The organism is Pseudoalteromonas sp. T1lg65, assembly GCF_051930985.1.
Taxonomy (GTDB): domain Bacteria; phylum Pseudomonadota; class Gammaproteobacteria; order Enterobacterales; family Alteromonadaceae; genus Pseudoalteromonas.
Window position 1 is genome coordinate 2,501,711 of sequence record NZ_CP196837.1, and the last position, 13,741, is coordinate 2,515,451.

The following is a 13,741-nucleotide window of genomic DNA, read 5'->3' on the forward strand; positions in this document are numbered from 1 at the left end:
ATCATAGGCCCTGTGTGGTTGATTCAGGAACTCGCAAAACATAATCTCGCATTATTTGGTTACTTCATTGCCCTGTCTCAAGTCGTCGTTGGGTTTATCTTGTTTTTCCCTAGATTACGATTCGTGGGAACAATCATGCTATTGCCTATGCATTTGTGAATTACCGTTATTCCGATTTCTTTAGACTGGCAAGGGACACCGATAGTTAATTTAGTCTTACTCTTTATGATTTTAACACTTCTTCTCGACGACAAGGCTAAATTGATCACCTTGCTTAAAAGCAATGGCGCAAATCAATTCTCAAAGCATAAGACGGTGTATTGGTGCAGTTTTGCTTTATTCTGGATAGCAGCTTTATTTTTAAAATATGGTTTTTCCGCAAATGGTGGCTAACAAGCCAATCAAGCTCACTGCTCAAGCTTAGACTGATTCAGTTTAATTACTTTACTCCTAGGTATGACTGTAACAAGCTGGTTTACGCGGGCAGCTTTTTCCTCGGGTACAGATGACTCTTACTGTTCCTGCTAAGCCGCGCTCAACCCATTGGATATTTAAGATTCTGGCAACTCTAAGCAACTGCGTTTTCATGTGATATGGAACAACACTTGCGCCACCATGGGTTATACAAGCTTGTTGTAACTCTCCTATTAAGCTTTCCGCATCAAGACCTTGAGCTTGTATAGCAGGGTTTAAATCGAGCCCTGCACATAACACCCGAGCTTTATTAGCAACATCAAACACTTTCACTGACTCACAACAATACAGTCTGGGTTTGCCATTAACGTTTAAAATCGATAATTGGGCACTCGCCGCTTTGCTGTCGTCATGGAACTTACGAAATACAGCCCAGTGCTGACAAGGATCTGCGACGCTGCGCATATTGCCCCATGGCAGGGGAATACCATTGCCACGGTATACTGCTTTTAATTTACCCGCTTGATATGCGTCGAAATAATGCCAGTGCGGATATGGTGATACCGCCGTCATTCTGCGCATCGCAACAGACGCAGAGATCCCCAACGACTCATGTATACGAGTATCATAACCGCGACTTTCTAACAATTGGCGAAATGGTGCTTTTGGACATAATAATGCACCGGCAAAAAAACTTGATTCAAAATCCTGCCACGCGCCTAGTATATCTTGTGAGTTAGGTGCGTCATGATCTACTGAGGTGTCATTATGCCGCTCCTCCCCAGTAGTGAGCACACATTCAAGTCCCTCGGCGTTATGTAAAACGGCATGACCAATATGCACCGCTAAATCGTATTTTAATCTGGCCGGATGTGCTCGTAACTCTCGATTGAGAAAAACCGTTTTTGGCGCTTGAAAATAGGAAGTTACCATTTTTGAATCTGGCACTGTGGTGTTATCAAACCATTCTATGCTACGACCTTTATCGGTAAGGATTTGCATCAACTCGTCCACCGATAAGTAAAGATTTTTACCACCCACTTCATCTGCTGCTCTTTCTAAATCAGGAAAATGGTTTTGATGATGCTCTTGATGTGCGCGGATCAATAAGTGTGCAAATTGTCGGCCACTTATCCCAGCTTGCGATAACATCTCAGGGATAGCTATTTGCAATATATCCTTACTAAATAGAAAGTTAGGCTCTAGTGCCATACCAACCAATCCGCCAGAGCTTCCTTTGTCGGGTGTGATTTCAGGACTACCTGGCTGGCTGTCCAGAAACCACGAAACTGGCTTTTGAAACACCACAGCAAAATTATCTAACATTGCTTCACTGGGCGTGCGCTGACCTCGCTCAATCATCGACAAGTAAGAGACTGAAGGCGCGCTGGCAGGGTCTTGTTTAACACATCGTGCTGACAAGTCTTCTAAGGTTAAGTGATTACGCTTACGTAAATTACGGATCTTAGTCCCCAAAAAATGTGACTTGCGGATCAGGCTGGTTGTCTTCGCCATTTGGGCCCCTTCTTGTGAAATTCACAGTGTGAAATTTTTTCTGTGAAATTTTTATACTTTTTAACTTACACTCAAAGCGTACACAAAACAACCAGTTCAACAAGGCGAGTGAGGACTCTATTATGACAGCGCAAATCCAACCACAAATTCCTTTGCAGCACCATTGCAGACAACAGCAGTCGACTTTAGCAAAACAGTATCTTGACCAACACTGCCCGCTGGAGTTTGGTTCACATCAAAATGTGACTGACTATGTTGTTTACTTTCACCATCTACTGGCATTTTTTGAAAATGGTGAGCATTGTGGGCTACAACAAAGCGCACAGTTTGTTGCTCTGTGTGGACATAAAGAAAATCCAGAAGCGATTTTGTTACAAAAGCCAGATGGGTTTCATATCGAGCTTTCATTTAACCGAGCCGGAGACCAAGGACAATTTGATAGCGCGCATATCGAAGATATATTGGTAGAAACTCCGCTTTCTTCGGTACTTGGAAAAACCACAAACACACAATTACAAAAGCTGTGGATGAGTTTTTATCACGGCGTGCAACAGCCAAAAGGACAAGTTTGCTATCGCAGCAAAGATGGGCAGGACTACCAACTTTAAACTCACTCCCTGTGTTCAGGGAGTTTTAAGCTAAGCTTTTTATAATTCCGCCCTTTTTCACAAAAGAGTCTATGACAAAGTTGCTTAGCTTTTTAAAAAATATGAATTGGATGCTATGGGCCCTGATTTTAGGTATTGCCACTGGACTCGTTTTTGGTGAACGGGTGTCATTTTTAAAGCCCATTGGCAGCGGTTTCGTCAACTTAATGCAAATCACCATTCTGCCTTATATTGTGGTGAGTTTAATTGTTGGCTTGGGTAAGTTTCATCCTGATCAGGTCAAAAATATCTTAGCCAAAGCAGCCCTGGTTATGGTCGCCATTTGGAGTGTGGGACTTGCAGTTATTTGGTGCTTTATTTTGACGCTGCCTGACCATGACGCTGGTACGTTTTTCTCGCCAGCATTAGTCGCGAATCGCCCAGAAATTGACTTTATCAAACAGTATATTCCGGCTAACCCATTTGCTTCCATGGCTGAAGGTAACGTACCAGCACTCGTTATTTTTTGTATCGCGCTAGGTATGGCGCTCATCTCCAATCAACAGAAAAATCGATTATTAGATGTACTAGAAGTCGTCGGTCAGGGTCTCTCGGTTATTTCAAAAAAAATCGTGGCGATTTTCCCGATCGGTATTTTTGCTATGACTGCTAGTACCGCAGGCACCATGAGCGGTGAAGAACTCACCAACTTACAAGTATATTGGGTGGTCGTGCTGTGCGTGGGTATTTATTTGATGTTGGTGCTATTACCTATGGCTGTCGCTGCGCTCACTCCGGTAAAATACCGTGACTTAATCATGGTCATGCGCAACGCATGGATCACCGCATTTAGTACCGGTAACGTGTTTATCGTGCTTCCCGTCATCACTGAAGGAATAAAAGCACACTTAAAACAAATCAAACAAAGCGATGAAAGTTCAGATCACATTGCCGAAGTGTTGGTGCCCATTGCCTATACCTTCCCAAGTTTAGGTAAACTGACCACACTTATCTTTGTGACCTTTGCAGCATGGTTAACAGGTAAACCCATAGCACTTGAGCAAATCCCACAATTATCGTTATCGGCGATGCTCAGCTATTTTGCTAACGTTCATATAGCTATCCCCTATTTGTTAGACACCTTACGAGTCCCCGCTGATACCTATCAAATATACTTGTCTATGTCTGTGCTGACCGCCAAAGTAGTGTCACCGACAACAGTAGTCTACATTTTCGCGTTCGTGCTGATCTGTATCTTTATCAATAAACGTCAGTTGCACTTAAAACGTGTACGTTCAATTTACTACTTGTCGTTGTTAACAGGGTTGCTGCCGGCTTTTATGCTAGTGAGTTTCACTGCAACGAGCTATCTGGCACAGCAAACCAAACCCGCCAGTGAAGCAATTGCCAATATGGTTGTAACAGACAAAGTGCCCGCGCATGTGCTGAGTTATGTACCAAAAGCCTACCAATCGGGAGAGTTATCATTGACCAACGTGGATGTAATTAAAAGGCGTAATTTACTTCGCGTTGGCTATTTAGTTGATAACGTGCCATTTAGTTATTTCAATCAAAATCAAGAACTCGTTGGGTTTGACGTCAGTCTTGCCCATAGACTTGCCGCCGATCTGGGCGTCGAAGTCGAATTTATTCCGTTCAAACGGCCGCAACTGACGCAATATTTAAACAAAGGATACTTTGATATCGCGATGTCTGGACTTGAGATTAATGTCCGAGATTTAGAAAAATTACGTTTTAGCAACAAGGTATTGGAGCTACAACTCGCATTATTGGCGAAGGACCATCAGGTCAGACATTTAGCCAATAAGGCTGCTCTGTTATCCAGAAAAAACCTGCAGCTTGCTCATGTCGAATATGCCCCCATTTTAAAGCAACTAGCCCAACAAAATCCGCAAGTTGAAATCACACAACTGGCAAATCTGCAGCAATACTTTAACAATCCCGAGCAATACGATGCGCTGGTAATAAGTGCTGAAGCCGGATTTGCTTGGAGCATGTTTTATCCCGAGTTTGGTGTTGTAGTACCAGAGCAAGCCAGCTTGAGGTACCCTGTCGGTTTTGCCACCGCTAAACATAATTTAGACCTGTTGAGTTATGTCAACACTTGGCTAAGCATCCAGCAAACCAATGGGGAGATCGATAGAACTTACAACTACTGGATTTTAGGTAAAGGCAGTGTGCAAAAACAAACGCGCTGGTCACTAATGGACGAGCTGAATATCAAGCCAATAGAGTTGATGCATAAGCTTAGCTTTTAACAAAACATGATTAATTGAATTTACACAACAAGTGGAATTTTTAAATTTCAGCACAAGTTAGCCAGTGGGGATTTCCCGAAAAGGCCGCCAGCTCTTAACTGGCGGCAAGTCTACTCACTGGGCGAGCTAGCAATCAAGCTCGCAGTAACATTAGCTCAACCATAAAATAAAACAAGCCATTAACAAAAAATTCATGTGTCGTTTAGTCATTTCTGTGTTTAAGTCGAGATCTTAGCCCACTGCTTCGACTGACTGAGCGCTGCATTCCTCGCAACAAAACTTGGTGCTGCACTAACAGTTCAAAGTGCGACTTAGCACGGGTGATCCCGGTGTAAATTAGCTGACGGTTTATACCCTGCTGAGCTCGCTGTAATGGCGGTAATATCATAGCGGTGTGGGCAAACTCTGAGCCTTGAGATTTATGAATAGTCATCGCATATACTCTGTCAAAGTTTGGTAGTCTTGCCGGATAAAACCGTCTTACTGTTCCCTGTTCATCAATAAACGTCGCTCTTAATTCCGCATTTTCATCTGCCAAAATAATTCCGATGTCGCCGTTAAATAATTTCAACTGATAATCATTCTGGGTGATCATAATTGGCATGCCCAGATAAAAGCGCCCTACCGGCTGTATAAGCCCCATCTGACTGAGCTTAATTTCTATTCGACGATTAAGCTCATTAACGCCATAAGGTCCCTCTCGCACTGCCGCTAATAATTGATAACCAGAAAAAAGCTGGTGTACTTCTGATTCTGTACGGGCGTTTTTAATTGCCAGTAAATAGTCTTGGTATTTAATTGCAGCACGCTCTATCAACGCATTGTAAGATTCATTATTGAGTTCATAAATGCTGAGATCAGAATAACCAGCGCTGAGCACCTGAGTTAGACGAGCTCTATCATTAGCATTAACAGCAAAGGCGAGTTGTCCAATGCCACTTTGACTGTCAAATCGGTGGCTATGTTGTAAAAATGCAATATTGTCATCCAATAAAAAACCGTCTTCAGCTACTTGCTGTGCTGATACATTTTGTCGACACAACTGATTTAATCGTTCAACCAATGCGTTGCTATAACTTGGATCTTGACCAAGTTTCAACCCTTCACATAAATCACTTAACACGTTTCCTGTGTCTACTGATGCCAGCTGATCTTTATCCCCGAGTAAAATCAAGCGCGCATGCGCAGGCATGGCATCGACCAACTTTGCCATAAGCGATAAATCGACCATGGATGCTTCATCAACCACCAGCAAGTCTAGGTGTAGTGGGTTGTGTTGGTGATGCTGGTAATGATGGCTATGAGGAATAACGCCAAGTAACCGGTGGATTGTTTGTGCTTGCTCTGGGATCAAGCATGCCAATTCATCAGGTAACTGGAGTCGAGATTTTGCACCGATGATTGATTCGCTTAAACGAGCTGCGGCTTTTCCGGTTGGGGCAACCAACTTTATGGTCAGTGGTGCCGTTTGATACAAGGACTGCAAAATTGCCAGCAGCTTTGTCACCGTGGTGGTCTTGCCGGTTCCAGGTCCACCAGTGATCACACAGAACCGCTTAATTGCCGCCAATGCACAAGCGACTTTTTGCCAATCAACACCATTAGCAGAAGCCTCGAAATATTCTGCCAACAATGCTGATAGCTGGTCAGTTTCTACCACGACCGGTTGTGCTGCCAATGATAGAAAACGCTGAGCCAACGCAGCTTCGTATTCGGCTAATCGTGCCAAATATAGACGATTATCAAACAATCTCAGCGGCTTATCATAGCCTACGGCTGGATGTTCGTTCAGCACCTGCTGCGCGTCAAAATCAATTGAAAAAGGTGAAAGCGGCAGTTCTGAGCTGTCAAGCAAATACCCGAGCTCAAAAGGATCCCGCCAATCAATCTCGGCCAAATCTAAACAACTATGCTGACGTGCATGGCTGATCAACAGCAGTAAAATCAAATACAACCCTTCTTTGGCAGTCTGCTGATTAAGCAGCTGTGCAAGGGCAAGATCCGCTTTACCAATTCGGCCATGCTTTAGTAATTCGGCAATAAACACATCATGATCAATATGCTCAAAATCCATGCTTAGCTGGCTCATTTGGGCTCCTCAAACAGTGCATCTAATTGTTGTAATTGCTCAATTGACAGTCGATTGAAGTACACGCCCTGCCCATCTGGCAATGCACGGAGAAATAGATAATACGCGCCGCCTAGGTGCAATTCTGGCTGATAATTGGGAAGTCGATGACGTAACAAGCGATGAAGCGCCACCGTATAAATCATGTACTGTAGATGGTATTGATGAGAAGACATCGCGCTGAACAAATTATCTGGACTATAATCCGTGGCACGATCACCTAAATAATTAGACTTGTAATCAAGCACATAAAACTTATCTTGCCACTCAAATATAAGGTCAATGAACCCTTTAAGCATGCCTTGTACTTGCTCAAAACTTAAATGCGATGGTTGTCCGGTGATGTCTGAAACCACTTTATTTAACCTAACTGCACTGAGCGATTTTAACGGCAAATAAAACTCCATCTCCACAATACACTTGTCTTGAGTGAGTCTACCTAGCTGCAACCCCGTGTTATCACTCAACGTGGTATTCAGACTGGCTTGGATCCAAGTTTCAACGGCATCTTGCCATGCCTCATCAATTGCAAATTTCTCTAAGCTTTTTGCCACAGCTTCTGGTAATGGTACCTTGTCATCGCCTTGAGGTGAGTGGGGATCAGTAAAATCAATCAATTCGAATATTTCATGTAAACAGCTTCCGGGTTTAGCGCCCTTGGGAAAGCTATAAGCGTTTTGGGCCACTGGTTGCGCCTGCGAGGGTAAATCCAGCAGGTGGTTTTCATCTACCGCACCAGCTGGCTTATCTCCATGATGCGCGTGGTAACTCAGTTGGCTAAAGCTGGTAGTGCGCCAATGTCGTTCAATATTGCCCTTGAAGTCACGAACCGAAAGGCTCTGTACCGTATCTGTCGCGCCACTGGAAAAACACTCGTCACTTTGGCGTTGTGGGTCTACTAATTCAAAAGCTAAATAATCATGGCTGTCACTAAGCTGTTTTAACTCGCTACGCCATTCATTTGGCGATTCAAATTCTTTATCTGCAAATAGTACAAAGCCTAAGGCAGTTTTATGTAATCCCAACTTTTTGCTACGGCCAAGTGCAACATCGTACATGCCCAATTCACAGTAATGGATGGCGCGAGTCAGTGCGACATAGAGTAAGCGAATGTCTTCTGCTAGGCGCTCTTGCTCTGATTTTTCCAGCGCTGCATCGCTTTTTGTTAAATCAATATGTTGCACATCACCATGATGATACATAGCACTGCTAGATTCACGATAAGTCATTGCAAATGGCATATAGACAATGGGATATTCAAGCCCTTTAGAAGCATGCATAGTGACAATTTTCACCAAGTCAGCATCACTTTCTAAGCGAATTTGACTGCTGTCTTGTTGGTGATTATTTAGCTGGGTGAGATACCACCTAAGTACCCTTTGCGTACCATCTAATTCCATTTGCTTATGTTGCAGTAATTCAGCAACATGGCGATAGTCAGTTAGCCAACGCGCGACTTCGACACCCAAACCTTGCCATTTTGCTGGCAAATTGCTCGCTATTAATAGCTTCTCTAGCATTGCCATCGCGCCTGAACGATACCAAAGTTGCCTAAGTTCACTAAACAGATGCAAATACCCTTGCCATTTTTCTTCATCAAATTGCAGTTCATACAGCTGCTGGTGTGACAACGAAAACAACGGCCCTGCCAGCACACCACGCAGTGCTGCCTCGTCGTAACTGCTATGTAATACATCCAATAATTGATACAACGCCAGTGCAAGTGGCTGCGTAAAGACACTATCGCGTGCGAGATAAACACTCGAAACACCAACTTTATTGAGCGCTCGTTTCATTAAACCTGCTTCCATGCGATCTCTGACCAGCACACATACGTCAGCGGGCTGGACAGACGTTTCTCCGATACACGCGCGCTTTTGCTTACCTTGATTCAGTAACTGCACAATTTTTTTGGCAAAAATTTCGCTTAATAAAGCATTGGCAGAACTCTTATTCAGCATCACATCCGTTGGTTCTAACACGGTAAACTTAAGTGCTTCTGGTCTTTCACCTGCTAAATAAAATCGTTGTTGTTCTGCTTTGCCATTTGCCGCAACAGACACAAACGGAATATCTTGATTATAAATAAAGCTATTTGAGTGGCGGGTAAATAAGCAGTTGACCGCCGCAACCACATCGCTATCTGAGCGAAAGTTAGTTGCAAGGGTGTACTGAGCATCCTGCGCGACCGCCTTTTTGGCATTGATATAAGTGAAAATATCGGCACCACGAAAACCATAAATGGCCTGCTTAGGGTCACCTATCATCGTTAGTGCGGTATGATTGTGACGGTAAATACTACTAAATATGCCGTATTGGATCGGATCTGTGTCTTGAAATTCGTCAATCATCGCCACGGGAAATTGCGCTGCTATTTTTTCACTCAAAACCTCGCCATGCTCTGCACTCAGTGCTGCAAACAACTGTTTTAACAGGTCATCTGGAGAAATAAGCCCATATTCTTCTTTGTGTGTTTTCAACAGTTGACGTACTTGAATAACCGCCTGTTGTATTAGCGCGATAGAAAGCCCTGTGCTTACTTGCTGGTGTAACTCGGCTAAGGTATCAAAGTGACGGATCAATTCATGTTCAAGAGGCGTCGCGGTTTTTTTGTAGTTTTTAGGATCGGATAAGTTAGCACTTCCCCATACCGCAAAGGAGTGTTTACTGGTACCAAATTCAAACCACCAGTCATCGCTATAACAATAGTCTTCCAGCGCTTGTAGATTGCCTTTTCTGCCGGGCGTTCGGTTGCCCATTAACCCAGCATTTTTTAACACATTGAGATAATCTCGTGCCAAAACTTGCTGCTTTAACCAAACGGCCAGTTGTTGGTATTTATCGCGCGCTGCAAATACGGTTTCTAACTCAACCTGCGGGGTGATCAGCGCATTCTCTTTTGCAAGTAACGGTTTAATTTGTTTGGCTAAGGAATACGGCGTTGCAAACTGCTCTAACACCGCCTGCGTTTTTTCTAAATCCAGTGGATAAACAAAGCGACGCCAGTGATCGGCAATAGCAGCATCAACCAGTTCACTTTCATCCAAGATAAATTCAAGGTTAAATGCGACTTTTGATTCAAAAGCATGTTGCTTTAGCATTCTCTGACAAAAACCATGAATAGTGAAAATTGCCGCTTCATCCATGGACTTTGCCGCTGCGTCTAGCAGGTCAAACGCACGTTTTTTATCATTTACTTGCGCTAACACGTTGGCAATTAATGGATCACTGTCTGCACTGCCCAACAAGCTGTCGCGAGCGTCAATAATACGGTTGCGAACCCGGTCTTTGATTTCTTGCGTCGCGGCTTCGGTGAAGGTTACAACGAGGATCTGCTCGACACTCAGCGGCTCAGCTTCAATTCCATGCTCTCTGAGACCCAATAGGTACCGCAAATATAACCCTGTAATAGTGTAGGTTTTTCCTGTTCCTGCACTGGCTTCAATAAGGCTTTGCCCGGCTAATGGCATAGTGACCGGATTAAGCATCTGCATGACGGCGCTCCTTAGCAAGTTCCAAAATCGGTTGTGCTAGTTGCTCACTCAATTCGATAAATGCCTGCTGATGGGCACTTAATTCACTAAAGCACAGTTGTACATACGGATCTTCACCATCGCCTCGGCCGACATATTGACCACCGGCAAATTTTGCCAGTGCCTTGTTAAAGTCCTGAGTCTTTGCATATTCAAAACTACTGGTCGGGAAAAAAGGCTGTGGCTGCGCTCGAGCATGCTGATAGAAATCTAACCAAACGACTAATCGCTGCTGTGCATCCGCCACCGAGATAGGTTCAAACGTGACTTGTTGGTCGAGCCCCACCACTTCCGTGGTTAGGTGCTGCTCCACTATATTTGCAACACAATGCATAACATAACCATGTAGCAAATCTTTTGCTTTGATGCTGGCTGTTCGATAAAACACTTGCCGCTGTTGATATAAGCTATCCAACCAACCGACTACGCGTTGTTCATTAATTGTGAAGGCGACTTCTACAGGCTGCTTTTTCTCTACTAATATGGGCGTTAACACATCAACCATTGGAGACACACGTTGTATTAACCCTGTAAGCTGTAACTTACCAATATTCGCTTGGGGCAACGAACCTCTTTGCAGAATTTGTTCATCGTTAAGAGGTTGCTCACCGAGTTGCGTTAGAAGCACCTCATCCAAGTATTGATAACGGCTTAATGGATCAAGTGCGAAGGGTTCTTCGTCAACACTGATTTCTGCGATAGGTTTTAGCTTAACCCCCAAAACTTGTTGAAAATACATGCGTTGCGGTGCGGTGATCCCGCGGATCAAGTCAGTTAATTCAAGTTCTGACTGCGTTTCTAATGACAAGGCATTGGTTGGCTCAGCAACGGTATGATCTGTGTTCCACAACCAAGTTGAGTTGAAACTTTGTAGTTGTCCTGAAGTATAATGAGCAGGATTAAACGGCTGTAATGGCAATTGCTGTTTTAGTTGCGCCATCACAGATTGCTCTGGTACGCCCTCAATATAAAAACTACGCTCTAGATATTCCACAAGCTCACTAACCAATACCGACGGTACTTGCGCTTCATTGTTAAAGCAAGAGCGTCCAATGTAGCTGATATATAAAAAATTTCGCGCACTTAGTAACGCTTCTAAAAATAAATAACGGTCATCAAGCTTTCTTGAACGGTCCCCTTTTTGTCTGATTGAATGTGCCACAAGATCAAACCCAATAGGCTGCACGGTGCGCGGATAATCGGCGTCATTTAAACCCAACATACAGACTACTTTGAATGGGATTGCACGCATTGGCATCAGGGTACAAAAGTTCACTGCACCAGCCAAAAAGCGCTGCCCTACACCTTTTTCTCTTACACCCTGTTTCACTAAATACGCAAGTACTTTGGCAGAAATTGGTGCAAGCATATCTTGATTATCGTAATGCTTTTCCAAACCTTCGATAATGTGACCAAGCTTTAACAGATCCCAACTCTGTTCTGACTCTGGGTGATAAAAAGTGGCAATGGCTTGCTTCAGAATCTCCGCGTATTGTCGCAAATCACGTGATTCTGATAGCGCAGATTTTAGTGTCATTAATGCGTCAAAAAAGCTCACCAACTTATTTAGTAAAGCGACTGCCATGCCTTCGACTTCATCAGCGGCATAAACATCAGCAAAACTTACTTGTTCATCGCCTGTAGCAACACCTAGCAGCAACCTATTTAAACCATGTTGCCAAGTATTGAGGGAAATCTTCGGTAATCCGTATTCGCTCTTGTGGGCATCATTTATGCCCCACTTTACGCTCACCCTCTCTAGCCAATAGCGGATTAAGTCAAAATCTTGTGGCTCTATGCCAAATTGCTGTGATATCGCAGTCACACCAAGTAAATCTAAAATCTCAGAAACACAAAATCGATTAGTGGGTAGCTCAACCAAAGTAACAAACGAATTTAAAATTGGACGCTCTTGATCAATTGCCAAATCAGAAATGGCATAAGGAATGTGGAGATGAGATTCAGCACTATCAAACACCGCTTTAATAAACGGAGAATACACCCCCACGTCGGGCATCATGACGATCACATCTTTTGGTGTCAGTGAAGGATTCTCGTCAAATAAGCTGAGTAAGTAATCATGTAGTCGCTCTACTTCTCGCAGCGGTGTGTGACAATCTTGAAAACTGATACTACGGTCACTAGGTTCGATTGGCAGTTTACCTTCATCCGACACAAACCACTGGGTGTCCGCACATAACGTTTCACCTTTAAAGGCTAACTGATAAATTTCTTGCTGTACTTGGTGCAACACGCATGTGTCAAAATTCGGATCAAAGCCATCTATCCAACTGGCATCCAATTGCAACAATTGCTCGAAATAGTCTCTGCCCAGCTTTCCCCAAGAAGATAATAAAGGGTTCCCGACATAAAAATATTCCCCTTGCTGAGCTTCAATTTCGGGCTTTTTGGCATACCTAGCTATGATTTTCGCTTGAGTTTTTTCATCTACAATATCTCCCCAATAATGTTCACTGGGGTTGAAAAAAAACAGCATAACATTGGTTTTCTGTGCTAATGCTTGGAAAATTTCTAGCTGACTGTTGGCTATCGCTGACAAACCAAAAATACAAATACGCTCGGGAAGTTGACTTGTCTTAGCCTCGCTCAGCGCCTGCAAAAGTTGTTCATGCATGTTTGCACGGTGGTATGCACTTTGTCCCAACTGCTCGGTATAACCGACTAATTTCCTCCATAAGTCAGGCTGCCAAGGTGCTAGGTTGATCACATCAACATCATCTAATACATCTTGATCATTTTCCCATTGCGCCAACCAATGTGGCCTGTACATCAGATATTGGTCAAATACATCCGCTATTTTTTCACACAAAGCAAACTGTTTAATGCCACTAGGATCCTCACCTAAATAGTTTGCTAATGCCTGATAGCGGAGATCACTAAAACAGCTAGGGAGTAAATTAAATAACTTCCAAGTCATATTTGGTTTGTTAAATGCAGATTCGCGCGGAACGTCAGGTAAGAAGGTTTGATATAAACGCCAAATAAAACTAGAAGGTAACGGAAACTCAATTTGCGCACTAACACCGATATCTCGACTTAAGCCAAGTTTAAGCCATTCGGACATACCCGGAGATTGCACCAAGATGACCTCATTAGCAAAAGGATTAGTTAACGGCGCTGACTTGATTAAACTACCAAGTTGCGCCTGTAAGATTTCCATTCTGTTGGACTGAATGATGTGTAACATGTTGTCTGCCAAGCATTAAAACTGCTTGCTAAAGTGTATCTGAAACTACACTCGAGAGATAGTTGCAATACCAGATG

General features: G+C 43.5%; 6 protein-coding genes. 2 read left to right on the top strand and 4 right to left on the bottom strand.

What is annotated here, in order from left to right; all coding sequences use genetic code 11:
- Positions 1-450: 450 nt before the first annotated feature.
- On the bottom strand, positions 451-1,929 hold the full coding sequence (locus ACSLBF_RS10995; RefSeq protein WP_440053448.1) for a DUF3612 domain-containing protein: 1,479 nt from the start codon (positions 1,927-1,929) through the stop codon (positions 451-453).
- A 122-nt stretch (positions 1,930-2,051) separates the two neighbouring features.
- On the opposite strand from ACSLBF_RS10995, the gene ACSLBF_RS11000 reads away from it, so the two are divergent.
- Complete coding sequence (locus ACSLBF_RS11000) at positions 2,052-2,537, top strand: malate synthase (RefSeq protein ID WP_440053449.1); 486 nt, start codon at positions 2,052-2,054, stop codon at positions 2,535-2,537.
- Positions 2,538-2,608: 71 nt separating this feature from the next.
- Positions 2,609-4,795, top strand: coding sequence for a cation:dicarboxylate symporter family transporter (locus ACSLBF_RS11005; RefSeq protein WP_440053450.1), 2,187 nt, complete (start codon positions 2,609-2,611; stop codon positions 4,793-4,795).
- Positions 4,796-4,997: 202 nt separating this feature from the next.
- Here the strand turns inward: ACSLBF_RS11005 and recD are convergent, their stop codons facing one another.
- From recD to recC, 3 genes are read right to left on the bottom strand one after another with little or no spacing between them, the layout of a single operon-like run.
- A complete protein-coding gene (gene recD / locus ACSLBF_RS11010) occupies positions 4,998-6,884 on the bottom strand; it encodes an exodeoxyribonuclease V subunit alpha (protein WP_440053451.1) in 1,887 nt (628 codons plus the stop codon).
- Positions 6,881-10,417, bottom strand: a complete 3,537-nt coding sequence (recB, locus tag ACSLBF_RS11015; protein WP_440053452.1) for an exodeoxyribonuclease V subunit beta — start codon at positions 10,415-10,417, stop codon at positions 6,881-6,883. The genes recD and recB overlap by 4 nt, the downstream gene beginning before the upstream one ends.
- A complete protein-coding gene (gene recC, locus ACSLBF_RS11020) occupies positions 10,404-13,664 on the bottom strand; it encodes an exodeoxyribonuclease V subunit gamma (protein ID WP_440053453.1) in 3,261 nt (1,086 codons plus the stop codon). The genes recB and recC overlap by 14 nt, the downstream gene beginning before the upstream one ends.
- Positions 13,665-13,741 lie beyond the last annotated feature (77 nt).

What these genes read in the sequence shown, in the direction of transcription:
- ACSLBF_RS11000 (WP_440053449.1), top strand. Translation starts at nt 2,052, where the DNA reads ATGACAGCGCAAATCCAACCACAAATTCCTTTGCAGCACCATTGCAGA.
- ACSLBF_RS10995 (WP_440053448.1), bottom strand. Translation starts at nt 1,929, where the DNA reads ATGGCGAAGACAACCAGCCTGATCCGCAAGTCACATTTTTTGGGGACT.
- recC (WP_440053453.1), bottom strand. Translation starts at nt 13,664, where the DNA reads ATGTTACACATCATTCAGTCCAACAGAATGGAAATCTTACAGGCGCAA.
- recB (WP_440053452.1), bottom strand. Translation starts at nt 10,417, where the DNA reads ATGCAGATGCTTAATCCGGTCACTATGCCATTAGCCGGGCAAAGCCTT.
- recD (WP_440053451.1), bottom strand. Translation starts at nt 6,884, where the DNA reads ATGAGCCAGCTAAGCATGGATTTTGAGCATATTGATCATGATGTGTTT.
- ACSLBF_RS11005 (WP_440053450.1), top strand. Translation starts at nt 2,609, where the DNA reads ATGACAAAGTTGCTTAGCTTTTTAAAAAATATGAATTGGATGCTATGG.